Source organism: Gracilimonas amylolytica (assembly GCF_002911695.1).
GTDB lineage: Bacteria > Bacteroidota > Rhodothermia > Balneolales > Balneolaceae > Gracilimonas > Gracilimonas amylolytica.
Genome location: NZ_PQBS01000020.1, coordinates 1 through 25,805 on the forward strand (window position 1 = coordinate 1; position 25,805 = coordinate 25,805).

The 25,805-nt window shown below is 44.7% G+C and carries 20 protein-coding genes; 11 read left to right on the forward strand and 9 right to left on the reverse strand.

The features are described 5' to 3' along the window. Positions 1-33 precede the first annotated feature (33 nt). Together C3B73_RS05600 and C3B73_RS05605 are read right to left on the reverse strand one after the other, a co-directional pair. A complete protein-coding gene (locus tag C3B73_RS05600) occupies positions 34-1,065 on the reverse strand; it encodes an IS110 family RNA-guided transposase (protein ID WP_103664590.1) in 1,032 nt (343 codons plus the stop codon). 570 nt (positions 1,066-1,635) lie between these two features. Continuing rightward, entirely contained in the window at positions 1,636-2,568 is a 933-nt protein-coding gene (locus tag C3B73_RS05605) for a hydrogen peroxide-inducible genes activator (protein WP_103664638.1), read from the reverse strand. 93 nt (positions 2,569-2,661) lie between these two features. Here C3B73_RS05605 and C3B73_RS05610 point away from each other — a divergent pair, with 93 nt between their 5' ends. Continuing rightward, positions 2,662-2,931, forward strand: coding sequence for an acylphosphatase (locus tag C3B73_RS05610; protein ID WP_103664639.1), 270 nt, complete (start codon positions 2,662-2,664; stop codon positions 2,929-2,931). 15 nt (positions 2,932-2,946) lie between these two features. On the opposite strand, the gene C3B73_RS05615 is transcribed toward C3B73_RS05610, so the two are convergent. After that, on the reverse strand, positions 2,947-3,666 hold the full coding sequence (locus tag C3B73_RS05615; protein WP_232803021.1) for a hypothetical protein: 720 nt from the start codon (positions 3,664-3,666) through the stop codon (positions 2,947-2,949). 189 nt (positions 3,667-3,855) lie between these two features. Between C3B73_RS05615 and dnaE the strand changes: the two genes are divergently transcribed. From dnaE to C3B73_RS05640, 5 genes are all read left to right on the forward strand, one after another. Then, on the forward strand, positions 3,856-8,073 hold the full coding sequence (gene dnaE, locus C3B73_RS05620; protein WP_103664641.1) for a DNA polymerase III subunit alpha: 4,218 nt from the start codon (positions 3,856-3,858) through the stop codon (positions 8,071-8,073). Between the two features lie 165 nt (positions 8,074-8,238). Beyond that, positions 8,239-8,565, forward strand: a complete 327-nt coding sequence (trxA, locus tag C3B73_RS05625) for a thioredoxin (protein WP_103664642.1) — start codon at positions 8,239-8,241, stop codon at positions 8,563-8,565. A 159-nt stretch (positions 8,566-8,724) separates the two neighbouring features. Next, positions 8,725-9,804 carry an efflux RND transporter periplasmic adaptor subunit gene (locus tag C3B73_RS05630; protein WP_103664643.1) on the forward strand — a complete coding sequence of 360 codons (1,080 nt, stop codon included), beginning with the start codon at positions 8,725-8,727 and terminating at the stop codon, positions 9,802-9,804. Next, positions 9,801-12,905, forward strand: coding sequence for an efflux RND transporter permease subunit (locus C3B73_RS05635; RefSeq protein ID WP_103664644.1), 3,105 nt, complete (start codon positions 9,801-9,803; stop codon positions 12,903-12,905). The genes C3B73_RS05630 and C3B73_RS05635 overlap by 4 nt, the downstream gene beginning before the upstream one ends. A 26-nt stretch (positions 12,906-12,931) precedes the next feature. Continuing rightward, positions 12,932-14,254 carry a TolC family protein gene (locus C3B73_RS05640; RefSeq protein WP_232803023.1) on the forward strand — a complete coding sequence of 441 codons (1,323 nt, stop codon included), beginning with the start codon at positions 12,932-12,934 and terminating at the stop codon, positions 14,252-14,254. Between the two features lie 23 nt (positions 14,255-14,277). On the opposite strand, the gene C3B73_RS05645 is transcribed toward C3B73_RS05640, so the two are convergent. Further along, positions 14,278-14,682 carry an ATP-binding protein gene (locus C3B73_RS05645; protein ID WP_103664646.1) on the reverse strand — a complete coding sequence of 135 codons (405 nt, stop codon included), beginning with the start codon at positions 14,680-14,682 and terminating at the stop codon, positions 14,278-14,280. Positions 14,683-14,685: 3 nt separating this feature from the next. Beyond that, on the reverse strand, positions 14,686-15,990 hold the full coding sequence (locus C3B73_RS05650; protein WP_198597288.1) for a Glu/Leu/Phe/Val family dehydrogenase: 1,305 nt from the start codon (positions 15,988-15,990) through the stop codon (positions 14,686-14,688). Between the two features lie 268 nt (positions 15,991-16,258). Between C3B73_RS05650 and C3B73_RS05655 the strand changes: the two genes are divergently transcribed. Next, positions 16,259-17,386 carry a hypothetical protein gene (locus C3B73_RS05655; protein ID WP_198597289.1) on the forward strand — a complete coding sequence of 376 codons (1,128 nt, stop codon included), beginning with the start codon at positions 16,259-16,261 and terminating at the stop codon, positions 17,384-17,386. 144 nt (positions 17,387-17,530) lie between these two features. Then, positions 17,531-18,031 (forward strand): HNH endonuclease, encoded by a 501-nt coding sequence (locus C3B73_RS05660; RefSeq protein WP_103664647.1) that lies wholly within the window; start codon positions 17,531-17,533, stop codon positions 18,029-18,031. Between the two features lie 11 nt (positions 18,032-18,042). Here the strand turns inward: C3B73_RS05660 and C3B73_RS05665 are convergent, their stop codons facing one another. Further along, a complete protein-coding gene (locus tag C3B73_RS05665; RefSeq protein WP_103664648.1) occupies positions 18,043-18,585 on the reverse strand; it encodes a DsrE family protein in 543 nt (180 codons plus the stop codon). Positions 18,586-18,741: 156 nt separating this feature from the next. Here C3B73_RS05665 and mnmA point away from each other — a divergent pair, with 156 nt between their 5' ends. Together mnmA and C3B73_RS05675 are read left to right on the forward strand one after the other, a co-directional pair. Next, positions 18,742-19,872, forward strand: coding sequence for a tRNA 2-thiouridine(34) synthase MnmA (gene mnmA, locus C3B73_RS05670; RefSeq protein ID WP_103664649.1), 1,131 nt, complete (start codon positions 18,742-18,744; stop codon positions 19,870-19,872). 60 nt (positions 19,873-19,932) lie between these two features. Beyond that, positions 19,933-20,691, forward strand: coding sequence for a hypothetical protein (locus C3B73_RS05675; protein ID WP_103664650.1), 759 nt, complete (start codon positions 19,933-19,935; stop codon positions 20,689-20,691). 62 nt (positions 20,692-20,753) lie between these two features. Here the strand turns inward: C3B73_RS05675 and C3B73_RS05680 are convergent, their stop codons facing one another. The 3 genes from C3B73_RS05680 to C3B73_RS05690 form a co-directional block, all read right to left on the reverse strand. Beyond that, positions 20,754-22,790 carry a thioredoxin domain-containing protein gene (locus C3B73_RS05680; RefSeq protein ID WP_103664651.1) on the reverse strand — a complete coding sequence of 679 codons (2,037 nt, stop codon included), beginning with the start codon at positions 22,788-22,790 and terminating at the stop codon, positions 20,754-20,756. Then, positions 22,780-23,223: a methylglyoxal synthase gene (locus tag C3B73_RS05685; protein ID WP_198597292.1), complete on the reverse strand. Its 444-nt coding sequence runs from the start codon at positions 23,221-23,223 to the stop codon at positions 22,780-22,782. The genes C3B73_RS05680 and C3B73_RS05685 overlap by 11 nt, the downstream gene beginning before the upstream one ends. A gap of 151 nt (positions 23,224-23,374) precedes the next feature. Then, positions 23,375-25,219 carry an adenylate/guanylate cyclase domain-containing protein gene (locus C3B73_RS05690; RefSeq protein ID WP_103664653.1) on the reverse strand — a complete coding sequence of 615 codons (1,845 nt, stop codon included), beginning with the start codon at positions 25,217-25,219 and terminating at the stop codon, positions 23,375-23,377. 136 nt (positions 25,220-25,355) lie between these two features. Here C3B73_RS05690 and ndk point away from each other — a divergent pair, with 136 nt between their 5' ends. After that, positions 25,356-25,787 (forward strand): nucleoside-diphosphate kinase, encoded by a 432-nt coding sequence (ndk, locus tag C3B73_RS05695; protein WP_103664654.1) that lies wholly within the window; start codon positions 25,356-25,358, stop codon positions 25,785-25,787. Positions 25,788-25,805 lie beyond the last annotated feature (18 nt).

Sequence of the window (25,805 nt, forward strand, 5' to 3'; positions counted from 1 at the left end):
GTCATTGCGAATACTATGACTAAATCAAGTGGATTAGGCTGATTTTTTGTATTTCTTGATCATTTTCTGAATGTGTTTTGGATCATATTCTGCCCGGTTATTCCACATGGCACAGTACAGACGAATCAGTTTATTGATGATGTTGTTGATAGCAACTAATTCATGCTTGCCTTCATTAATTTTCTTCTCGTAATATTGGTGATAGTGTGGTTTGTGGTTGGCTACACTGCGGGCTGCCTGATGCATTAATCGCCGCAATTCGGAGTTTCCGTACCCGGTGGATCGATCCGGGCTTTTGACCGAGCTTCCGGAGCTTCGCCCGTGTGGGGCAAAGCCAAATCGAGAAGATATTTTCCGGGGATTGAGTTGGTCTTTCCCAGCAAACATGCACAACCAAAATCGTGCAATGACCGGACCGATACCGGGAGCTGTTCGCAAGGTTTGATGGCGCCTGCACAGAATTGGGTCCTGACGGATCAGCTCATCCATGGTGTATTCCAGCTGCTCGATATGCTGGGTGAGAAGTTCTACCTGTTGGTTCCACATCTTGGTTAATTGGCTCATGTCCGCATCATGAAACTCAGCCTCGCCAAGCTTACTCTTGAGGGCTGCTCGTCGATCCACCATCTTCCGTCTTTCGGCCTGAAGCCGTTTTAATTGTGCTTGCGTGGGTTTTGGAGCCTCTGCCAGCTGTAATCGGTCATTAAATCGAGCTCCATATTCTGCCAGTTGGCTGGCGTCAAATTCATCCGTTTTACGGTGATGTTCCCAGCTAACTTTTTCCAGGGCCGTTGTCTTTACCACCGCATGAGGCCAACCAGTCCGTGTACTCCATCGTAACAAGTGCTCCCCATAGCGTCCGGTGTGTTCACTAATAAGTATCGTCTGTGATTGAGTTACTTCGTGATCTTCCATCCACTCGGCTAAGTTGTGGAACCCTTCCTGAGTGTTAGGCACCTGCAACATATTTCTATCGCCGGTTTGGCGATCAAATAAAGAGATATCCAGGGTGTGTTTAGAAATGTCAATACCTACGATAAAGCGCCATTTAATTGTAATTTCCATAGCTATTTACCTATTTTAATTAAGATTGAATAGCTGCCGAGTAGTTATCTTCCCGCCTCTTTTAAAAAGGTATACTTTCCATACTATATGGGTTTAGATAACTACCTGCCATGACAGGCTTTGATTCGCAATAAGGGTTTTACCCGGAGGAGCGCAAGAGATTGCCTGCCATGGTTCGGTAGCTTTATTTTGTTAGTAGCTAACCAACAAAATATTTCCTAAGAAGTCTAAAAGAGGAGGCAACCGGGTTTGAAGTCGATTACTTGGCTTTTCGACGTGGCGATCTCCCTGAGTTATTTGGGATATTGTTTTAGAGAGATGACTTCGTCGCCATATTCCGGAAACTTACGTTCAGGAATACAAGCGCCTCGCAAAGACAATACTTTTCGTCTTATTTTTATCCTTACATACCACAAACTAAGAAGAGAGGGTGACAGTTCGTGGCACATCGGAATCAATTAATAGAAGACGAGAGAGTAATAAATGGGTTTATGATAATTTAGAAGCTAAACCCTTTAGATTATAATTCCGCTTTGGTCTTGTTAACAGAATGAAAAATATTCACCAATCTTACTCAATAACCAATTTCTCTTCCTGATCCCGGAGGTCTTCCGGGATAGAATCTTTGATCACCTCGGCAAATGCTTCGATCAAATTCTTTTTCAGGAATTCGCGGCTGTAAACCAATCGGATCTTCCGGGAAGGGATGGGGTCTTTGAAGTTTTTGATCACACCGTTGGCACACCGTTTGTCAATATCATTCAAAGCCAGGTAAGGCATAAGGGTCACACCAAAATCCTGCTCAACCAACCGTTTCAAAGTTTCGAGGTTACCGCTTTCAAATATGATCGGAGACTTGTTCAGCTTCTCGTTATTCTTCTTGCAGAGTTTGATGGTCTGATCCCGGAAACAATGTCCCTCATTCAATAACCACAGATCTTCCTGATAAAGGTCATCGATGGTGATCTTGTCCTTTTTGGCCAGTTCGTGGTCTATGCTCACATAACCCATGAATGGTTCAAGGAACAGGTCTTTTTCGAAAATATTCTGATCGGTTGGGGTGGCGATGATCCCTACGTCAAAGTAATCCTCATTTAGTCCCTTCAGTACCTCTGAGGTCAGTGCTTCCTCAAAAATGAGCTCAACTTCGGGGTGTTTTTCCATGAATGGTTTCAGGAATAATGGAACCAGATAGGGAGCAATAGTTGGAATGATCCCGATCCGGAAAGTACCTTTCAGTGTTTCCCCCTGAACCGCAACCATATCCTCAATATGTTTGGCTCCGCTCAAAATGACTTTAGCCTCTTCAATGATCTGCTCACCCATGGCTGTAGGTACAACCGGAGATTTTGAACGATCGAAGATCAAAACACCGAGTTCATCCTCCAGTTTTTGGATTTGCATACTGAGCGTAGGCTGAGTGATATAGATCTTTTGTGCAGCTGTGGCAAAGTGCCGATATTTATCGACGGCAACGATGTATGATAGTTGTGTTAAGGTCATCTTTCCGGAAATTGGTGAACTCTAAAGGTAATGATTCCTTTGTATTAAATAGAAAAGTAAAATAGAATTTAAATTGTAAAAAATAAGCGTTCAGTGAAAAAACACATTTACATAACCGGACGGGTTCAGGGCGTGGGCTTCAGACATTTCACCCGGAAAAATGCAGATAAATTAGGGATCACGGGATGGGTCAAGAATTTACCGGATGGCAGGGTAGAAGCTGTATTTCAGGGAACTGAAGAACATGTGAAGGAACTCATCAGCCGGTGCAAAAAAGGACCGATCTCAAGCTATGTTCAAGACATTGAGGTTTCTGAAATTGAAAATACTCAGGATCACCGGTCGTTTGAAGTGATCCTGTAATAACGATTCCGAATATCAGTTGATCTGGTCGTAATAGGTCAAAAGAGTGGCTACATCTTCTTCAGAACGAAGTCGGAGATCGCTTGATCTTATAAAATCATTAAGGGCCTTTCTTTGATCTCCGATTTCCCGAAGGATATTGCGTTTTCTCAGGCGGGTTTTGGTCAGCTTACCATCCTTAAGCAGGAAGTAGGTCATGGAATCATCGTATTCGCTATACGGACGATTTGAGACAATATCACGCCCGCTGTTTCTTACAAAATTGGTTTCATGTTGGGCAAGAAATTTAGTGTCTCCGTTGTAAATAACACGGAGTAGATTGTATGGGTTTATGCCATGCTGCCTATCAGAAATTCCGGTCACGAATTCTTGCGTTTTATTCCCATTTTCATCCACAAACTGGAAGCCCCGTACCTGAGCAGGGTCATAGGCTTTAAGCGTGTTTCCATCTCTGAAAATGATCTTATCTTCGTAGGTATTGTAGTTGATGTCGTGAATTTCCGTGATGCTGTTATCTCTCAAGATCACACGACCGGGGGTCCAATCATCGCGGTACCACTGATCGCCGCGTACTTCCTCATTACTGCTTTGAACGACAGGGGTCTCACTGTTCCAGATATCAACATGGGCATTCGACCCGGCCGTTGATTGAGCAAAGATCAATGAGGGCGTAAGTATCAGCAGGGGGATTAATACGGTAACTATTTGTATTGGCTTTGTGAAAGAAACGCTCATAAGTCTGAATTTTTGGTGATCACCTTTGTCTTCAGCCATCAATGTAATGAAACATCAAGGGATGAAAAACACGTTTTTCGATTTTGCCAATTATCAAAATGTGGAAAACTAGTGTGCAATTAACTTCGACTTGTAGGGGAATGAATAGTATATTCAACATTCGAAGTTCTACTCAATGAAAGCATCTATATGTATCTGATTTTTGATACCGAGACCACCGGGTTACCTCAGGATTTTTCGGCTCCCATTTCTGATCTGGATAACTGGCCAAGACTGGTTCAGCTTGCCTGGCAGCTGCATGATCATACCGGAAAACTGATCAACAGCGGAAATTATATTGTAAAGCCCGAGGGGTTCACAATTCCATTTAACTCCGAAAAAATTCATGGGATCTCAACGGAACGGGCACATGATGAAGGAGTGGAGCTTGATTTTGTTCTCAAGGAATTTTCCAAGGATATCGATCGTGCCTATTTTCTGATCGGGCATAACGTAAGCTTTGATGAGAAGATCATGGGGGCGGAGTATCTTCGTAAGAAGATCTCTTCAGCCATTCTGGATAAACCCAAGATCGATACCAAGATCGACGGCACGGATGTCGCTAAGATAGAGGGTGGTCGTGGAGGTAATTATAAGTGGCCTTCTCTGGGGGAGTTACACCATGCCCTGTTTGATGAAGGTTTCGAGGATGCGCACGATGCGGCTGCCGATGTGGAAGCTACAGCCCGGTGTTTCCTTGAAATGGTTCGTATCGGAGCTACCAACATCAATTTCCCGATGGATGCCAGACTGTATGAATCGGCACAGAGTTACATGAAACGGGATGAATACATCGATCTCGTATCCCCGTCCCGGTTCAAGACCAAGCAATCCGATGAGCAGCTTGAGGCTCAAAAAAAAAGTGGAAGCTCAGAAGAGACAACTGGTAGCGAGGTCATAGAGCAGGCCACCTTTACCCACCTGCATAATCATTCAAAATTTTCAGTTCTTCAGGCTACGGCTGGTATCAAAGACCTGGTGGCTAAGGCCAAACAAGAGGGGATGACGGCTGTTGGACTTACCGATCTCGGTAATATGTATGGGGCCTTTGCATTTGCATCTGCGGCCCATGCCGAAGGCATAAAGCCGATCATTGGGTGTGAGTTATATGTGGTTGAGGATCGCCTTCAGAAAAAATTTACGCGTGATAATCGCGATCGCCGGTATCAGATCCCGATCTTTGCCAAAAATCAGAACGGCTATAAGAATCTTTCCAAGATCAGTTCGGTGGGTTTCACTGAGGGCTACTACTACAAATATCCCCGGGTGGATAAAGAGACCATTGCCAAATATTCGGAAGATCTCATTTGCCTGAGTGGGGGAATCAGAGGCTGGCTGGCCGATCTGATCCTGAACAAAGGACAAGAGTTTGCAGAAGAAGAATTGCAGTGGTGGGTGGATACTTTCGGAGATGATTTCTATCTCGAAGTGCTGAATCATGGGCTGGAGGAGGAGAAGAGAGTCAACGAGGTCTTTAAGTCCTTTTCTGAGAAATACGGCGTGAAGCTGGTTGCTTCCAATAATGTTTTTTACCTGAATGAAGAAGACGCTAAAGCACACGATGCCCTGATCTGTATTGATGATGGAGAGCTTATGAGCACGCCCAAGGGCAAGGGGCGTGGGTTCAGGTATGGCTTCCCCAATGATGAGTTTTATTTCAAGACTCAGGACCAAATGAAAGAATTGTTTGTGGACATGCCTCAGGCTGTAGCAAGCACTCAGGAGATTGTCGACAAAGTTGAACCGATCAAGCTGGAACGGGAGATTCAGCTGCCCCGGTTTGAACTTCCGGAAGGGTTCGAGACGGAGGACGACTATTTGAAACATCTTACTTATGAAGGTGCAAAACCAAGGTATGAGGAAATTGATGAGGAAGTTACTGAGCGCATAGAGCTTGAGCTGGGGATCATCAGGGAGATGGGATTTGCCGGATACTTTCTGATCGTTCAGGATTTTATTGCAGCCGCCAAAGACATGGGCGTTTATGTTGGACCGGGTCGTGGTTCAGCGGCCGGTTCGGTCGTGGCCTATTGTACGGGTATTACCAATATCGATCCCCTAAAGTATGATCTGCTTTTTGAGCGTTTTCTGAATCCCGAGCGTGTATCGATGCCTGATATTGATATCGATTTTGATGATGACGGCCGCCAGCGTGTGATCGAATACGTGGTAGATAAATATGGCAAGGATCAGGTGGCTCATATCATCACCTTTGGTTCGATGGCTGCCCGATCTTCGGTTCGTGATGTCGCCCGGGTGCTTGATCTTCCTCTTTCTGATGCAGATCGACTGGCCAAATTGGTTCCGGAAAAACCCGGTACCTCGCTGGATGATGCCTTTTCAGAGGTCAAAGAGTTGCGGGATATAAAAGATGGTGAAGGCCTGGAGGCTGAAACCCTGAGAATGGCGCATGTTCTGGAAGGGTCTGTACGAAACACCGGAATACATGCCGCCGGTGTCATCATTGCCCCCGATAAACTCACCGAATTTATTCCGGTAAGCACTGCAAAAGATGCTGACCTGTATGTTACCCAGTTTGACGGCAGTGTGATCGAAGATGCCGGTATGCTTAAAATGGACTTCCTCGGGTTAAAAACCCTGTCTATTTTGAAAACCGCTATCGGGTATGTGGAAGAAAATTACGGTAAGGAATACAATCTGGATGATATTCCCCTGAATGATGATAAAACGTACAAGCTCTACCAACAGGGGGGCACCTTAGGTACGTTTCAGTTTGAGAGTGAAGGGATGCGTAAACACTTACGTAACCTGAAACCCACGGGTATCAACGATCTTATCGCGATGAATGCCCTGTACCGGCCGGGACCTATGCAGTTCATTCCGGATTATATTGAGCGAAAGCACGGCCGCGAAAAGGTTGAGTACGATCACGATGACCTGAAAGATATTCTGGAACCGACCTTCGGTATCATGATCTATCAGGAGCAGATCATGAAAGTGGCTCAGCGTATGGGTGGTTACTCATTGGGTGAAGCGGATGTGCTTCGCCGGATCATGGGTAAAAAGAAACCCGAATTGCTGCCACCGGAAGAGAAGAAGTTCGTGAGTCAGGCTGTAGAGAAAGGTTATGATGAAGCCACAGCCAAAGCAGTATTTGACAAAATGGCGATGTTTGCCGGTTACGGGTTTAACAAATCTCACTCTGCGGCATATTCGGTAGTGGCTTATCACACCATGTATTTCAAAGCCAATTACCCGGCTGAGTACATGGCGGCAGTGATGACGCACAACATGAGCGATGTCAAAAAGATCGCTTCCTTTATTGAAGAGTGTCAGCGGATGAATATTCCGGTCGACCCGCCAAATATCAACACAGCCCGTGGTAAATTCCGGGCCAAAGAGGGAAGGGTTCAGTATGGGATGTCGGCGATCAAGGGAGTTGGATCTTCAGCTATTCAGCATATTGTGGAAGAACGTGAGGAAAACGGTGATTTCACTTCTATCTTTGATTTTGCCACAAGGGTGGATCTTAGAGTTTGCAACCGAAAAACCTTTGAAAGCTTGATCATAGGCGGTGCATTTGACTCACTGAACAATAATCGTGCACAGCTGCATGAATCCATAGAAGATATCTTATCCTATGCGGTACGTAAGCAGGAGGAGATCCGCCTGAATCAGGGAAATTTATTTGGAGGAGACAGCGGAGGCCCCGGTTCACAGGAACCAAAATTGCGGGAGATCGTGCCGTGGTCACAGATCGAACGGTTGAATAAGGAACGTGATCTGATCGGACTGTATCTGAGTGGCCACCCACTGAGCCGTTTTAAGGAAGAGATCCGGTTATTTGGAAGGCAGGACCTGAGTGATGAGGTCATGCACCGGATTTCTGACCGTGGTAATATCAAATTCATTGCCATTATTACGGGTATCAAACGGGTAACCGATAAAAAAGGCCGACCCTTTGCATTCCTTCAGATGGAAGACCTGAACAGCTCCTCAGAAGTGATCGCCTTTAGCAAAACCTATGATCAATATGCAAATCTCCTGCAAACAGACAATGTGCTGTACGTGGATGGCGTGGTGGATAAACGAGGGGGTGAACCGAAAGTGATCGCCAACAGCTTTGAACGGGTAGAAAATCTGCGCGAAAAATATCAGGAGCAGCTGAATATCAAGATCGACCTGAAAACCTCTGATATTGATAAAAATGATCTGAAGCGAGTTGAGACCCTGTTTTCGTTGAATAAAGGCAGTTCGCAGGTGCGTTTACAGATCCACAGCGAAGAGGCTAATGCCCCGATCCGTATGAATGTGAGGAACTTTGTGGTTGAACCGAACGACGAGTTACTCAGAGGATTACGGGAAGTACTGGGTGAGGAAGCCGTTCAGCTTGTACACGGAAATTAATGGAACCAATTCAGGTTAGAAAAGTTGTTTTTACATATCGGTTTGATGCAGTATAAAGGTCTGCTATGGACCCAATAACTTAAAAGAATGTGATAACTTGAATGATTTATTCCGATATTTGTTCAGAAACTGAAAGAAAACCAATAAATAACAAATAACAGCAAAATGGCTAAACCAATAGAATTTACAGACTCAAATTTCGAAGAAGAGGTATTGAACTCTGATAAACCCGTACTTGTAGATTTTTGGGCTGAATGGTGTGGACCTTGCAGAATGATCGGACCGATCGTTGAAGAAATGGCTGAGGAATATGAAGGCAAAGCCAAGATCGGAAAAGTAGATGTTGACAGTAATCCGGAAGTTTCTGTTAAATATGGGATCAGAAGTATTCCTTCTCTGCTAATCTTTAAAGACGGTGAAGTAGTGGATCAGATCGTAGGGGCTGTCCCAAAATCTCACCTGACCAAGCAACTTGAGGCACAGGTTGCCTGATCTGTAGGTAAAATCATTAGTTTTAAAAGCGGTATTTGGAAACAAATCACCGCTTTTTTTATGCACTTTTACAAGGCTTTGCACAAACCGAGAATTCTCAGTGCTATATAGTAGTTATCTTTGAGTAACCCTTAAAAATTTTAGAACAGATTCTGACACATGAAACGAGTATTAATAATTACTGGAGTTTTGGTAGTACTTGCCTTGCTGGCTTATCCAAAATTAACGGAACAGTCGGCCGGTGAGGGAAATTCTTCGGGACAAAACTCTGGGGGAAGCCCGCTTTCGGTGGATGTTCATGTAGTTGAGCCTCAGGTTTTTGAGAACAAGATCTTCACAACGGGTACACTCATTGCAAATGAAGCCATTGATCTGAGAAGTGAGATCTCCGGTAAGATCGTAGAGCTGAAACTTGAAGAAGGAACCCCGGTTCGTGCCGGTGAAACGCTCATCAAGATCAACGATAATGAGCTACAGGCACGCCTTGAACAATCGGAATACCGTATAAGCCTGGCTGAAGTACGTGAGCAACGTCAAAAGCAGTTACTCGAGCGTGGCGGTATCAGTCAGGAAGAATACGATGCTACACTAAACGAATTAAATATTCTGCGTGCAGAATCTGAACTGATCAAAGCTCAGATCGAAAAAACAGAGATCAAGGCTCCTTTCAACGGTGTGGTAGGGTTAAGGTATGTAAGTAACGGAAGTTACATCAGTCCGACCACGAATATCGCCAACTTGCAATCCATCAACCCCATCAAAGTTGAATTTTCAGTACCTGAACGATATGCCGGCGTGGTGGAAGTAGGAGACCGGGCATTGTTTAATGTACAGGGGCAGGATGAGGATTTTGAAGCTGAGATCTATGCTATTGAGCCTCGTATTGAAACCCAAACCAGAACGATCCGGATCAGGGCTCGTGCCGATAATAAAGATAGTAAACTGCTGCCAGGTGCTTTTGCCAACATCGAATTAATTTTGGAAGAGATTGAAAGCGCCCTGATGATTCCCACTATAGCCGTGATACCGGAATTACAGGGACAAAAAGTCTTTGTTCTGAAAGATGGGAAAGTTGCGGAACAGCAAGTGACAACCGGCATCAGAACGGAAAGTGATATACAGGTACTTAATGGCCTGGCCCCGGGAGATACTGTTTTAACGACCGGTTTGCTTCAGGTTAGAACAGGCATGCCGGTAAGTGTAGATCAGGTTGATAAATATGAGGAGGGTGAACTATGAGTTTATCGTCATTAAGTATCCGGCGACCGGTTTTAGCTACCGTAATGTCGCTGGTCATTTTGATCCTCGGAGTTGTGGCCTTTACGTTTCTGGGAATCAGGGAATACCCGGCCACCGAACCCCCTATCGTTACAGTAAGTACCTCTTATACCGGGGCAAATGCCGAGGTTATTGAGTCTCAGATCACCGAGCCACTGGAGGAAGAGATCAACGGGATCGCCGGTATCAGGACCATCACTTCTACAAGCCGTGAGGGTCGCAGTACTATTACCGTAGAGTTTGAGTTGGAAATTGACCTGAATGATGCGGCCAATGATGTGCAATCAAGAGTTTCTCGGGCTGTCAGAAACCTGCCGCCCGATGCCGATCCACCCGTAGTCTCGAAGGCTGATGCGGATTCAAGTCCCATTGTGTTTTTGAATGTAAGGAGTGATAAACGAAGTTTGCTGGATCTCTCTGATGTAGCCTTCAATGATTTTAAGGAGCGTGTTCAAACCATTCCCGGAGTGAGCAGTGTTCAGATCTGGGGAGAAAAAGAATACTCCATGCGCTTATGGTTAGATCCATTGAGGCTGGCAGCCTATCGGCTCACCCCACTGGATGTACAACGTGCCCTGCAAAGAGAAAATGTAGAGTTACCTTCAGGCCGTATTGAGGGAGAAATGACGGAACTCACGGTTAGGACACAGGGAAGGTTGTATGAGCCGGAGGAGTTCAATAACCTGATCATTGCAGAATCTGATGGAAATGTTGTCAGGTTCAGGGATATTGGACAGGCTGAACTGGGTGCCGCCAACGAGCGTACCATCCTGAAAAGAAATGGAGTGCCCATGGTTGGGGTAGTTATCGTTCCTCAGACCGGCGCGAATCAGATCGAGATCGCCGATGAATTTTATGAAAGGGTAGAGCAGATCAAACAGGACCTTCCGGAAGATATTCAAACCGCCGTTGGATTTGATACCACTGAATATGTGCGAGCCTCCATTGATGAAGTTCAGCAGACCATTTTCCTTGCGTTAGGCTTGGTGGTCCTGATCATATTTCTATTTCTCAGAGACTTCCGTACCACGGTTATTCCAATTATTGTGATCCCCATTGCCTTGATCGGGGCCTTTTTCGTGATGTACATTGCCGGATTTTCGATCAATGTATTGACGCTTCTGGCTATTGTACTGGCAATTGGACTGGTAGTGGATGATGCCATTGTGGTATTGGAGAATATCTATGCCAAGATCGAAAACGGTATGGATGTGATAGAGGCAGGGATACTGGGTTCACAGGAGATCTTCTTTGCAGTAGTAGCCACCTCACTGGCATTGGTTTCGGTATTTACACCGATCCTGTTCCTCGGTGGTTTAACAGGACGTTTGTTCCTCGAATTTGGTGTGGTGATGGCCGGGGCTATCATTATTTCATCATTCGTGGCTTTGACCCTGACACCTATGCTTTCAACAAAATTCCTGAAATCGGATGCTAAGCATAGCTGGTTTTATAAGAAAACAGAGCCATTTTTCATCAGGTTGAATGAGGTTTACAAATCAAGTCTGGAATCATTCATGGCTAAACGCTGGATAGCTTTTGTGATCACTGTATTATGTATTGGTGGGATCTGGGTGTTCTTTAACAATCTTCAGCAGGAACTGGCTCCGCTTGAGGATCGTGGGCGTTTGATCATCAATGCTACTGCGCCTGAGGGAGCTACTTTCGATTACATGGATAATTACATGAACCAACTGACGGATTTTCTCCTTGATGAAGTTCCTGAAACCGAAGGTCTGATCACTGTGACTTCACCCGGTTTCGGTTCATCAGGGTCTGTAAATTCCGGCTTTGGACGTTTGATCCTGTCGGATGCCTCTGAACGAGAAAGATCGCAACAGCAGATCTACAATGAACTATCTACCAAGATACAGGATATGAGCGGTGCCCGAACGTTTGTAGCACAGGAGCAAAGTATTGGTGGCCGACGAGCCGGGCAGCCTGTGCAGTATGTGCTGCAGGCCAATACCATCGACAAGCTCAAGGAAGTGATCCCTGAGTTCATGGAGAAAGCAAGTCAGGATCCGACCTTTGCTTTTGTGGATGTGAACCTGAAGTTCAGTAAGCCTGAAGTTGAGATCAGAATCGATCGCGACAGGGCACAGGCACTGGGTGTTTCTACCCGTGATATCGCAGAGACCCTGCAACTGGCATACAGTGGCCAACGGTTTGGATTTTTCCTTAAGAACGGAAAACAATATCAGGTGATAGGACAAATGTCTCGTGAAGACAGAAATGCGCCTATTGATCTAAGGTCACTCTACGTAAGAAATGATGAGGGTGATATTATACAAATGGATAACCTCGTAACCCTTACGGAAACAAGCAGTCCCCCTCAGTTATATCGGTTTAACAGGTATGCATCAGCTACAGTATCTGCGAGTCTTGCTCCCGGAAGAACGATCGGAGACGGTATTGAAGCCATGGATGCTATTGCCGATGAAGTGCTGGATGCGTCCTATACAACGTCTTTATCAGGACCTTCACGAGATTTTGTGGAGAGTTCCTCAAGCCTGATCTACGTATTTCTACTGGCTCTGGTGCTTGTTTATCTGGTACTTTCTGCACAATTCGAAAGTTTCCGTGATCCCCTGGTGATCATGTTTACTGTACCCCTGGCTTTGACCGGTGCGCTACTGACCTTGTGGTACTTCAATCAAACTCTGAATATTTTCAGTCAGATAGGCATGATCATGCTGATCGGATTGGTGACCAAGAACGGTATTCTTATTGTTGAATTTGCCAATCAAAGGCAGGTACAGGGGTTATCAAACCTCGAGGCGATCAAGGATGCAGCGGTTGCCAGGTTCAGACCAATTCTGATGACCAGTTTTTCTACAGTTCTGGGAATCCTTCCGATAGCCCTGGCATTGGGAGCCGGTGCAGAAAGCCGTAAGTCTATGGGTATAGCGATCATCGGTGGATTGATCTTTGCGAGTATTCTGACTCTCTACGTGATTCCTGCACTGTACAGTTATATCTCAGCAGAGCGATCAGAAAAGGGTGCCATAGCTGATGATAAATTGAAAAAGATTGATAATATGGAAACGGCCCAGGTATGAGATCAGTAACAAAAATGAATTCAAAAATGAGTATGAAAAACTTTTGCCTGATTTTATTGGCAGTGGCCGGGTTAACCGTGCCTGTACACGCGCAGGTAATTTTGGAACTTGAAGATGCCGTTAAAATAGGATTAGAGAATAATTTCTCAATTCAAATTCTTGAAAATCAGGTTCAGATCTCGGAGAATAACAACAGTATTGGAAATGCCGGTTTCCTGCCAGTGATATCGGCCGACGGTTCCATCAATGAAAGAGTGCAGGATAATATCACTGTGTACGGAAATCCGAATATTGCAGATCGTAATGATCAGAATGCCGTTACAACCGTATATGATTATGGGGTCAATGCCACATGGAGAATTTTTGACGGTCTCACCATGTTTGCCACTCTCGACCGTCTTTCAAATGAAATGGAGGTCAGTGAGGCTCAGGCTCAACTTCAGGTAGAAAATGTTCTGGCTGATATCATTACCGGATACTATGAAATAGCCGGACAGCAGAAGGCAGCCGAAGTACTTGAAAATACGGTTGAGATATCTGAAGAACGTATTCGCATTGCAGAAACTAAACGAGACCTGGGATCCGGTTCTGAATATGAGTTATTGCTGGCCCGGGCAGATTATAACACAGACCGAACGGCATTGATCAGAACCAACACGAACCTGAATCAGCTTAAAGTAATTCTTACATCCGTTTTAGGAGATTCAGTGAGCATCGATTTTTCGGTTCAATCTGAGATCAAACTGGCTGAGAGGTTGTCTTATACGGAACTGCTGAATGAATCGCTGGAGCAAAATCAAGAGCTTAAGATCGCACGCATCAATGAAAGGATCGCTAAAGCTGAAGTTCGGGAAGTACGTGGTGACTGGTTGCCAAATGTTGATGTTAATGCCGGCTATGGATATTCCAAAACGGAAGCAAGTTCAGGTTTTTCAGAATTTTCAGAAAGTAAGGGCTGGCGCTATGGCGTGAGTGCTTCCATCAATTTGTTTGATGGTTTCAATAAAAACCGGCGCATGCAGAATGCTCAGATCAGGCTCAAAAATCAGGAGCTGTCTAAACAGGACCTTCGTCTTCAGATCACCGCTCAGCTAAGCAGAGTGTATGCCCAATACACAGATGCCCTGGATCTTATTGATCTGGAGCAGGAAAACCTTGAGATCAACAAGGAAACCGTGAGTATTGCCTTAGAACGATTTGAGTTGGGTACCATCAACTCCATTGAATTGAGAGAAGCACAGCAAAGTTTACTGAATGCCGAGAACCGATTGATCGAGGCAGAGATAGCGGCAAAATCAGCTGAAACAGAGTTGCTCAGGCTGAGCGGACGCCTGCTTCAAAAGAATTAATAGTACAGACTGAATCAGATCGGTCAGTCAAGATCAAAGGATAAGGTGAGTTTACGTCCGTTGTCTTCAAAGAGAACCTCATCGGCATACTCTTTCATCAAAAAGACGCCGCGACCACTGGTGTTGAAAAGATTTTCTTCGGCTATCGGGTCGGGAAGGGAATCCGGTTCAAAACCCTCACCTTCATCCGTTGTAACAAAAGTGAGTTTCGTCCCGTCATGATATGCTTCGATCACCGCTTTCTTGGATCCGTCCAGTTTGTTGCCATGTACAATAGCGTTGGTTGCCGCTTCACTGACAGCTAACATCAGGCGGGCATAGAGCTCATCGTCAAACCCCAGCTCTTTCTGTAGCTTATTCAGCAATCCTTCGAGCTTCTCAACTTCTTCGTATTCGGATCTAAGTGTAAGTTTGTGTAGTAACTTCATTGATTATGCATAAATGCCACGCAATTTCAGCGTCGTAGCTACCCGGTCGATAGCATATACATACGCCGCCTGTCTGAGCGTAATACTATACTTTTCACTTACCATAAACAAGTTGTCGAAAGCTTCACGCATCATGCGGTTCAGGCGTCGGTTCACCCGTTCTTCAGTCCAGAAATAACCGTGCCTGTCCTGCACCCACTCAAAGTAGGAGACAGTAACTCCACCGGCATTCGCGAGGATATCCGGGACAACCATAATCCCGTTTTCTTCGAGGATCTTATCGGCATTTGCCGTTACCGGGCCGTTAGCGCCCTCAGCTATGATACGGGCTTTAATATTTGGTGCATTTTCTTTATTGATCTGATCCTCTTTGGCAGCAGGGATTAATACATCACATTCCAGTTCAAGCAATTCCTTGTTTGTGATCCTTTCTGCTCCGTCAAAACCTTCTAATGAGAAGTTGTGTGTCATGGAATAGTTGAGGGCTTCCGGGATATCGATCCCATCTTTGTTGTAATATCCCCCTGAAATATCACTTATAGCAATGATCTTAGCACCTTGTTCATACATGAGCTGTGCCGATACGGATCCCACATTACCGAAACCCTGTACCACAACGGAAGTATTGCTTGGTGATATTTTGAGCTTACCGAGAGCTGCCAGTGTACAGGTAACCACACCGCGACCGGTGGCTTCTTTACGACCTTTGGAACCACCCAGGATGATTGGTTTACCGGTTACTACAGCCGTTTCTGTTTTCTTTTGCTTCATGCTGTAGGTATCCATGATCCATGCCATCACCTGTTCATTGGTATTCATATCAGGAGCCGGGATATCACGGTCGGGGCCAAATACATCGAGCATATTTGCAGTATACCGGCGGGTAAGTCTTTCGAGTTCACTTTGGGAAAGTTCTTTTGGGTTGACCCTTACACCACCTTTTGCACCTCCAAAAGGCACATTTACCACCGCACATTTCCATGTCATCCATGCAGCCAAAGCTTTCACTTCATCGATGGTTACATCATCAGAATACCTGATTCCTCCTTTTGATGGACCGAGAATACTGTTGTGAATAACACGATAACCATCAAAAACTTCAATGCGGCCGTCGTCCATGGTAACCGGAATAGAAACCATAATGACTTTCTCGGGACTTGACAGATATTTGAAAATGCCTTCATCCAGATCAAGGATCTCTGCTGCAAAACGAAATCGCTCCATCATGGAAGCAAATGGGGAGTCGGGGGTCATATGGGGAGTTGGTTCTTTATAATAGCCGCTGGAGATAGAGTCTTTTTTAGACATTGAAATGTGGAAATAAAAATGTTGTGATTTTAGCTCAAAAAAGCGGTTCCAAATATAATAGTAAAACCTAAAACTATCGCTTTTTTTATAGAAATATCCTGCAATTTTAAAATTTAACAATGAAGAACACATGAACCGCCACGGGTAAAATTTCCGGGAGGGTTGATGTTATCTAATTGTTAAGTATCGGGCGATACGGTGTATCGTAATACTAGCTTAACATTTACTTTTTACACTTGTGCCCAAATCAGCACACATAACAGAGTAAATGTCAGATTCATCTAAAAACAACAACGGTTCAAGCCCAATCGAACAATTTATTCCAACCGGATTTTATGACGTTATCCGTCAAGAGAGAGTCTTTATAGGCCTCATCGGTGTATTCTTTTTTATCGCCGGTGTCGCATTCCCATATGCGGAACTGGCCATGTGGGTCGGCTTCTTTTTTGCAGGCTACTCAGCTATTGCAAACGACAGTATCCAGACTATAGGTACATTTTTAGCCTCCAACATGGACAAAAAATGGTGGGTTTTATGGCTTTGGATCGGCGGTATTTTTCTTGTCACAGTAACTGCAAGTTGGGTCATCTATGATGGGGATGTTACCTATCATAGATTGACTTCAAAAGGATTCTCCGAAGCGCCCACTAATTTTAGCTTCCTTCAGGTTGCCGCTCCGATCTTCCTGTTGATACTGACCCGCATGAGAATGCCGGTTTCAACTACCTTTCTACTTTTAAGTGCGTTTGCCAGCTCTGCCGAGGGGATCACCTCAGTACTGGGTAAAAGTTTGTCAGGGTACGGTCTGGCTTTGATCACCGGACTTGTTGTATGGCTGGTGGTTACCAAAACAGTTGAGAAAAAATTCAACGGAGAGCCTAAGAAATACTGGTTGCCTTTGCAATGGATCATATCCGGTACCCTATGGGCCGTTTGGGTGATGCAGGATGCCGCAAACATAGCCGTATATCTGCCGCGGTCACTGGATGTTACCCAGTTTCTCGGTTTCTCACTTTTTATCTTTTTTGGCTTAGGACTACTGTTTTACCTGAGAGGGGATAAGATCCAGGAGATCGTGACTGAAAAATCCAGGGTAACGGATATCAGGTCTGCTACCATCATTGACTTCGTGTATGCTATCTTGCTCGTGTACAAACTTACAGTGAGTACCGTGCCAATGAGTACTACCTGGGTATTCCTTGGATTGCTGGCCGGACGTGAACTGGGTATCAGTATCATGGACAACAAGGAAATGGGGCGACCACTGAGTAAGGTATTTATCATGGCCTTTAAGGATCTGAGTTATGCCCTTATCGGATTGGCTGTATCGATCATTCTGGCGGTATCAATCAATAATGATGTGAGGAGAGAATTACTGCAATTCATCGGCTATTGATATTTAAAGCCAAATATTACATACTAAGGCGTCCCGAACAAAAGTTTAATTGATCGGGGCGCCTTTTTTGTTTTCATACACTGCATTCTCCATGAAAGAGTTAACATCTGAAATATCATCAACAGGAATTAAACCGGATGCACTATGAACGCGAATGTTTTGGTCTTAAATCAGGATTATCAACCTTTGAGTGTCTGCTCGGTTCAGCGATCCATGAAGCTGATCTTTTTAGAAAAAGCAGAACTGCTTCACGATGATCCTGAAAAAGAACTGAGAACTACCCGGAGATCCTTTCAGTTTCCTTCGGTGATAAGGTTACGGAACTACATCCGTGTGCCTTACAGTAAGATCGTTCTTTCCAGAAGGAATGTGATGCGCCGCGATGATTATACCTGCCAGTACTGTGGGAAGAAATCGGATCTCACAATAGATCACATCATGCCAAAGAGCCGTGGAGGCAGAGATTCATGGGAGAACCTGACGACGGCATGTGATCGCTGTAACGTTAAAAAAGGGAACAGAACGCCTAAAGAGGCAAAGATGGAACTGATGAGTAAACCGTACCGACCGGTACCCATTACCTTTTTTCGGGATTCCAATGGCGGTGTTCAGGAACCATGGAAACCATATCTTTACATGACCTGATCTAATGTGTGTTAGTCAAAGACGAGTGGCACGTATCCGTCGTGAACGTGGGTCGTCACAACGGTTAACATGGATAACCCAAATGTTATATGCTCGTGGATCTCATCAAAAGCATATTGTCGGGCGATGAGTGACTGCCCACAAACGTACAGTTCTACACCGGCTTCTTTCAGTTCAGTTAGAAGAGGTAGGTTGGGATTATCCATCTCATATCGTTTCTGATAGGCCTCATCTGTTAAGGTGACATCGGTTGCCCCACCGTGAATGGCTACACTGACTTTAAGGTTTTCATGTTTAACACCTCCCAAAGCATGCAGGTTGATCATTCGTGCTACATTATTAAGTCCCGGATTGATACTGGATTTATCTCTTTGCAGGGTTTTAAGGTCCACCACAATCTTGTATTCCTGATCGGCATTTGGGTTCACCGAGTTCGGGATCTCAAATATACCCCCGTAATTTTTGATGATTGGAAAATTTGTATCCTGAGCAGAGACTTCACTGATAAATGGTAGGATCAATACAGTGAAAGTGAGCAGCAATTTCTTCAGCATAAGGCAGTTATGTTTATCAGGTTTTTGGGTTGAGCCGGATATATAAGAGTCTATGAAGCAAATAGCCATTAACAATTATCGGTCATCGTCCTTCACCTAAAAAAACCTTATCTTTCAATTTGGCTTATGCCATAAAAAGTTTTCAAAAAGAGTACTATGAGTAAAAAAGGAAGAGTATTAGTAGCCATGAGTGGTGGGGTGGATTCATCAGTTGCCGCTGTAATGCTGCAGGAGCAGGGCTACGAAGTTATCGGAATTACGATGAAAACCTGGGATTACCACCGAAGTGGCGGTAACTCCGGGAAAGAAACCGGCTGTTGTACCGTGGAATCTATGAATGATGCACGGCATATTGCTGTAAATCATGGTTTCAAGCATTTCATTGTTGATATCCGCGAAGAATTTGGTGACTGGGTGATCGATCGTTTTGTGGATGATTACATGGGAGGAAGAACTCCTAACCCTTGCGTGCTTTGTAATACGCATATCAAATGGGCAGCCTTGCTGAAGCGAGCTGATAACCTCGGTTGTGATTTCATTGCGACCGGACACTATGCCAAAGTCAGAGAAGAAAATGGCCGGCATGTGATCTCCCGCGGACATGATCCCAAAAAGGATCAGTCTTATGCTTTATGGGGGGTTGATCAAAAACACCTGGCAAGAACGATCTTTCCTCTGGGAGAATACCCAAAAACAGAAATCCGTCAGATCGCCGAAGACCATGGATTGCTGAATGTTGCCAACAAACCTGATTCCTATGAGATCTGTTTTGTACCTGATGATGACTACCGAAGATTTTTAAAAGACCGGGTGGATGGCCTGGAGGAGAAAGTATCAGGTGGTAAATTTGTTGATCAAAAAGGTAATGTGGTAGGTGAGCATGAAGGATATCCCTTCTATACCATTGGTCAGCGAAGAGGACTCGATCTGGCTATGGGAAAACCGGTATATGTGACTCATATTGACCCGATCACAAATACCATCACCATTGGTGAAAAAGAAGACCTGGTCAGTTCAACCCTGATCGCAGGTGAAATGAACCTGGTGAAGTACGACAAGATCCCTGAGGATGACATGGAGATCACAGGAGCCATTCGATATAATGATGACGGTGCGATCGGTCATTTAACTCAGCTCAGTGATACTGAAATGAAGGTACATTTTCCGGCAGGACGTGAAGCGATCACTCCGGGACAGGCCATTGTCTGTTATGAAGGAGATGATGTGCTGGCCGGTGGCTGGATCAAAAAGGTAAGTGTTGGGATGGAAGATCTTATTCCGGCCTGACATGTAACAAATGCAGTACGCATACGTTTAACAACCGACTATAAATCTAAAAAACCATATATGTTTACTAAACGATTTTCACTACTTGGGCTTCTTTTTGTGTTGGCCCTTTTTTCCGGTTCGGCTTATGCCCAGTTCGAAGGGCAGATCACCATGGATGTCTTTTCTGAGGAAGATGGAAAAATTGAAGTCAGTCAGATTAATTTATACGCCACTCCGAACCGAATTATGCTTAAAGGAGAAGATGACTTTGCTGTTATGGATCAGATGTCAACCGATGGCCTGCTCATCAGAAACGACATGAAAGATTTTGTGATCATGACCGGTAAGGATCAGGCACTTCAGGTGACCAAGGTTGAGATCGAAGGATTGGTTGAAATGCTGAGCAGCTGGAGTGGAGGCGCTTCTGAGCCGGATAACACACCCAAACCGGATTACAGCTTTTCTGACCGAACACAAACCATACTTGGCTATGAAGCTGCAGAGATGATCGTCACTGATTCAGAAAATCCGGGCAAACACCTCTCAATTTGGCTGGCACCCGACATCAATATAAACTGGGGTATGCTGGCTGAAAGATGGAATAACATGCCCGAAAGTATAGATTCTGAGATCAATGGAGTGGCACAGGATGTCGTATTCAAGGGAAAGAATTTTCCACTGCTGATCGAAGCGGTAGAAGGGGGAGAACGAACAACCATTATGAAAGTTAATAACGTGAACCCTTCTTCTGTTGCTAAAGCAATGGTTGAGATCCCGGCCGGAGTAACCCTGATGAGCTTTAAAGATTACGTTTTCAAAATAATGATGGAACGTTGATCAGATAACTGACTCAGGCAATCAATTTTATGAAAGCTCTCCTCAAATGAGGAGAGCTTTTTTTATGAGCTCAATGTTTTCTTCATCTCATCAGGATCAAACACAGGTTGATCGCAGGTAAAATTAGTGCAGACATAGAGTGCATTCTCTGTTTCTCTAACGGTCTGGGAGTCGGTATAAGGGGCCACTTGTCCTAACTTCGAAGCATTATCCTGATGCTTGAAATGAATGACGTTAAACGGGGCATAAGATTCTCTGAAGAGGGTGTTAAAAAGCTCTGTATCATTTTTAGAAGAAACGAGAGTGATCTCTCTGGAATCAGTATTCAGGAATTGAATGGCTTGCATACTGTGCGTGATGCTGGAACCCGATCTTATCAGTTCAGCAGAGAAGGCTTCACCCAGTTTTTGAGCCTTGTCTTCCAGTTCTGTTTTGCTGGTGAGGCGACTTAGACGGATCAAATTATTTAGAGCCACCGAATTTGAGGATGGGACGGCCCCGTCGTACAACTGTTTTTGCGGTCCATATATCTGATCATCCTGTTGCATGCTGAAAAAATATCCGCCGTTCTCTTCATCCCAGAAAATGTCTGAAAAAACCTTGTTCCAGTGGAGGGCCTGCTCAAGATATCTCGGCTCAAATGTAGCCTGATAACATTCGATCAGTGCCCAGATCAAGAAGGCATAATCATCAGCCATTGCCTCAATACCGGCTTCTCCATCTTTGTATCGGTGCAGTAAGGCATCAGATTCAACCAGTTGTTGATTGATAAAGTGGATCCCTTGCTCTGCAGAGCTGATCAGGTCTTCGTCATCAAATATAAAACCGGCTTTTGCCAAAGCGGCGATCATCAGGCTATTCCAGTCAGTTAGTATCTTATCATCCAGTAAGGGGTGTACCCGACCTTCTCTTTTTTCAAAAAGCTTTTTTCTGATGACTTGAAATACTTTTGATTCATTTTCTGAAAGAGCCTGCTGCAGATGGGGGATGTTGGCCCCGGTTAGTTTTTTAGTGGCCTCATCTTCAAAATTACCTTCTTCCTTGATTTGGAAATGATCTGTGAAGAACTCAAGCTCATCTTCTTCGAGAATGTTTTTTAATTCAGAAAATGTCCAGACGTAAAACTTGCCTTCTTCGCCTTCGCTGTCAGCATCCTCCGCTGAATAAAAGCCGCCTTCAGGATGCCTGAGTTTCCGGTTCACATAGTCTATGATCTCGTAAACGGTTTGTTTGAACAGGGGATCTCCGGTTGCCTGCCAGGCCTCAGAATATGCCATAAGCAGCAAAGCCTGATCATAAAGCATTTTCTCAAAATGAGGAAGCAGCCATTCCCGGTCGGTTGAGTAGCGATGAAAGCCATAGCCAATATGATCCCAGATCCCGCCCAATCGCATGGCTGTAAGTGTTTCAGTGACCATATCTAAAAACCGTTGGTCTCCACTGATTTTCCATTGGCGTAGAAGAAACATCAGGTTATGGGGGCTTGGGAACTTAGGAGCTGAGCCAAAACCACCGTGCGTGGTGTCAAAACTTTTAGCGAGTTGTTCAGCAGCAAAATCAGTTGCTTCGGTTCCGGGGAATTGACCATTTTCGAACTGTTGAGATCGCTGAAAGCCTTCTTTTATTTTGTCCGTTGCTTTGCTGACACGTTTGGGCTCGTTCTTCCACATGCCGACCACTCCCGGTATGAGTTGCCTTAAACCGATCCGGTTAAATCTTGCTTCCTTCGGTATGTATGTGCCGGCAAAAAAAGGTTCTTTGTCAGGTGTCATGATAATGGTGAGAGGCCAGCCACCCTGCCCGGTCAGCATCTGGCACACAGTCATATACATATTGTCGATATCGGGACGTTCCTCGCGGTCTACTTTGATATTGACGAATGCCTCATTCATCATTTTCGCGATCTCGGGATCCTCAAAACTTTCGTGCGCCATCACATGGCACCAATGGCAGGTGGCATAACCTATGGAGAGAAATACCGGTTTGTTGTCATTTTTGGCCTTTTTAAAAGCTTCTTCACCCCACGGGTACCAATCCACAGGGTTATCGACATGTTGTTGCAGGTAAGGACTTTTTTCTTTGGCTAACTTATTCGGCATCAAAATCTTTTTTGAAACGTTGGCTGTAATCTACGATGAACCGGTCATATTTTGTTTTCATGAGGGGAGAAGTGATCAGAAAATCTGCTGAGGACCGGTTACAGGCCATGGGAATATTGTACACTATACTGATTCGCTGAAGGGCTTTGACATCCACATCATGGGGTTGTGCCTGAAGAGGATCCCAGAAAAAGATCATCATGTCGATCTCATTCTGAACGATGGCTGTTCCGATCTGTAAGTCTCCACCAAGGGGACCGCTTTTAAAACGATAAACAGGCAGGTCCGTTTTCTCTGACACCAGCTTGCCGGTTGTTCCGGTTCCAAACAGGTTGTGTTCACTGAGAATTTCGCTATTGTATTCTGCCCAATCCAGTAGATCCATTTTACGATGGTCGTGAGCGATGAGGGCAATGTTTTTCTTGGGTTTCATCGGCTGAACGGTGTCAGCAATGGAAGGATGCATTTTCTTCGCAGACATTATGATTTCTTTGAGTGAGAGTTATCCCCAAAGATGCGAAGGTAAGGGCAATTTTAAAAACGAATGTCCGGTAGCTTTTGGTCGAACTTGTAGGATAACCATCTTAAATAACCAGGCGCATGGGAGGGGGTTCCAGCCGGATCTGTTTAACCTTGAATTCCTCGTCGGTGAATCCTTTGAGTTCTTTGGAGCTTTCTTTGACGAAAAAGGCCTTGGAATTTTTTTCAATATAGAGCTTGATATCAGGATGTTCGTACAAGGCCTCTGAAAGCATAATCTCTTTCTCTGATGCAGCTCCTACCAAACGGGAAGCAATATTTACGGTCGTTCCAAAATAATCGACGTGGCCATTCAGGTTAACAGCTGTGCAATCCCCAAAATGAACCCCGGCTTTGATCTTGAAAGCATTACCCACAGCCGATGAATTACTGAATATCTGCTGAATGCGCTGAACAGCCTTTAAGGCTGAGACCGGCTCCCAGAAAACAGCCATAACTGAATCACCGATCGTTTTTACAATACCGCCACGTTCTTCTGCTATGATCTGTTGAATGACCCGAAAGTGTCCCATAACACGGCCTATAGCCGTTTCATCACCTTCCTTAACGTATAACTCGGTGGAGTTCATGAGATCGGTGAATAACATGGTAACTTCAGATGCCTTAACCTTTGAAGTTTCCTTTAGGGTCTCTTTGGGAAACAGGGAATTGAAGTCGACGTTGGAACAAACCTCGGTGGCATAAATAGCTTCTTCCTTCCAGTTCAGCTTGTCGATAAAACAAACCATTGGCTGAGAAGAGTGATTGAAAATACCAAGATTCGGTGATCTTGAGATGGTAATGCTTTGCCCGCGTAACTCTTCATCTGTGACGTACACATTTACATTGTCAGTGCCTTCTTCACGGACGTGAAATACCAAATTACCTTCATGATTCAGGGTTCTGAAAAGGTAAGTGCCCTCTTCAAGCAGAAGTTCAGGATAGCGTTCATCCCCGATGGCAAGACTTTGTTGTATCACGCGGTGAGGCTTAACACCGGGTCCGCCAAGGCAATATTTTTTGTCAGGAATGCTTCTGATGAGGGGGTGAGGCCTGAATACCAAATGGGTATTCTTGTTGAAGTCCATGGTGTAATCGTCATCACAATCATCACAGTAAAGATGCACCCGGGTGTCCTGCAATTTCCTGAAGCTGTTTTTTGGGCTTTTACATCGTGGGCAGCAAATGTCCCAGCTGAAATCAAGCAGGTCCAGGTTGGTGGCATGCAGGAATACATTCAGAACCGAATATTTCTTTTCACCCCAGTATTCGGCTAAACTATAGGGGTGAATACGTTCCAGGTCCTCGTCTTCAGCTTTTCTGATCAGCTCGATCAGGTGACGTACAATGCGTTTTCGTTTCGTCTTTTCGATCAATTCTTTAGAGAGCTGTTCGATCTTCTTTTCGGCTCCCCGAATCAAAGGTTTGGGCTCGTTCAGCTCGTAGGGGTGCAGATCCTGACTCACAGCATTGTCTATCACTGCAAGATAATCTCCCAGTTTGTTTCTCAATACATAATTTACATACAGCTTGATCGGGTAATAAAGTAACGCGTTGGTTGGGTCCACAGTGACCTTAACGATCAATCGGGTACCATGATCCGTTTCAAGGCACTCAGTGAAAATGTTTAAATGACGGAGAAATCCGATCTTGTAGTTTCGTGTAACCTTGAAACGAAAGGGCGTTTCCCACGCAAATGGTTCTTCCTGCCAGGTAACCTGCGATCCCAGTATGGTATGCGAAAGTTCCAGAAATCCTTTCGGTGTATTTCTTGAGAAGGAAAGTTCTTTTACCGGTGGAGCCCCTAATATTCTGAAGATCCTGTTGGTGTCAGATACATAGGGCCATAATTTGGCCGGGCTGGCAGCCAGATCAAAAACCCAACGATGTAATTGACGTCCTTCTTTCATGGATAAATGGTAACAGGATAACTTAACCCAAAAAGTACTAAAAGTTCGAAACTTGATGTATGAACCCGTATCTTAACGAGTAAGAAATAGAGTATCTCTATCACTAAATGTTACAAAAATATAAGACACAATAATAATGGCTAAAGAAAGAACACTGACTATTCTAAAACCTGACTGCGTAAAAAAAGGTTTGATCGGAGAGGTTACCAAAAGAATTCAAGAAGCCGGATTTAAGATCCTGGCGATGAAAATGACACGTTTAACCAAAGACACAGCCGGTGGATTTTATGCGGTTCATAAAGAAAGACCATTTTATGATGAGCTGTGTGAGTTCATGAGCAGCGGAGCTTGTGTGCCAATGATCCTGGAAAAGGAAAACGCAATAGCTGATTTCAGAACCCTGATTGGTGCAACCAATCCTGCTGAAGCGGATAAAGGAACCATTCGTGCTGATTTTGCTGACAGCGTTGGCGAGAACATTATTCACGGCTCTGACTCAGTTGAAAACGGAAAGATCGAAGCGGCTTATTTCTTCGCAGAATCTGAAGTTGTGGCAAATCAGGCCTAATCCTGACGTTTTTATAAA

Coding starts and splice junctions, on each gene's coding strand:
- C3B73_RS05650 (WP_198597288.1), bottom strand. CDS start 15,990: ATGTCTAAAAAAGACTCTATCTCCAGCGGCTATTATAAAGAACCAACT.
- C3B73_RS05675 (WP_103664650.1), top strand. CDS start 19,933: ATGTTTACTAAACGATTTTCACTACTTGGGCTTCTTTTTGTGTTGGCC.
- ndk (WP_103664654.1), top strand. CDS start 25,356: ATGGCTAAAGAAAGAACACTGACTATTCTAAAACCTGACTGCGTAAAA.
- C3B73_RS05635 (WP_103664644.1), top strand. CDS start 9,801: ATGAGTTTATCGTCATTAAGTATCCGGCGACCGGTTTTAGCTACCGTA.
- C3B73_RS05660 (WP_103664647.1), top strand. CDS start 17,531: ATGAACGCGAATGTTTTGGTCTTAAATCAGGATTATCAACCTTTGAGT.
- C3B73_RS05685 (WP_198597292.1), bottom strand. CDS start 23,223: ATGAAACCCAAGAAAAACATTGCCCTCATCGCTCACGACCATCGTAAA.
- C3B73_RS05680 (WP_103664651.1), bottom strand. CDS start 22,790: ATGCCGAATAAGTTAGCCAAAGAAAAAAGTCCTTACCTGCAACAACAT.
- C3B73_RS05640 (WP_232803023.1), top strand. CDS start 12,932: ATGAGTATGAAAAACTTTTGCCTGATTTTATTGGCAGTGGCCGGGTTA.
- dnaE (WP_103664641.1), top strand. CDS start 3,856: ATGTATCTGATTTTTGATACCGAGACCACCGGGTTACCTCAGGATTTT.
- C3B73_RS05615 (WP_232803021.1), bottom strand. CDS start 3,666: ATGAGCGTTTCTTTCACAAAGCCAATACAAATAGTTACCGTATTAATC.
- C3B73_RS05605 (WP_103664638.1), bottom strand. CDS start 2,568: ATGACCTTAACACAACTATCATACATCGTTGCCGTCGATAAATATCGG.
- C3B73_RS05665 (WP_103664648.1), bottom strand. CDS start 18,585: ATGCTGAAGAAATTGCTGCTCACTTTCACTGTATTGATCCTACCATTT.
- mnmA (WP_103664649.1), top strand. CDS start 18,742: ATGAGTAAAAAAGGAAGAGTATTAGTAGCCATGAGTGGTGGGGTGGAT.
- C3B73_RS05645 (WP_103664646.1), bottom strand. CDS start 14,682: ATGAAGTTACTACACAAACTTACACTTAGATCCGAATACGAAGAAGTT.
- C3B73_RS05630 (WP_103664643.1), top strand. CDS start 8,725: ATGAAACGAGTATTAATAATTACTGGAGTTTTGGTAGTACTTGCCTTG.
- trxA (WP_103664642.1), top strand. CDS start 8,239: ATGGCTAAACCAATAGAATTTACAGACTCAAATTTCGAAGAAGAGGTA.
- C3B73_RS05655 (WP_198597289.1), top strand. CDS start 16,259: ATGTCAGATTCATCTAAAAACAACAACGGTTCAAGCCCAATCGAACAA.
- C3B73_RS05690 (WP_103664653.1), bottom strand. CDS start 25,219: ATGAAAGAAGGACGTCAATTACATCGTTGGGTTTTTGATCTGGCTGCC.
- C3B73_RS05600 (WP_103664590.1), bottom strand. CDS start 1,065: ATGGAAATTACAATTAAATGGCGCTTTATCGTAGGTATTGACATTTCT.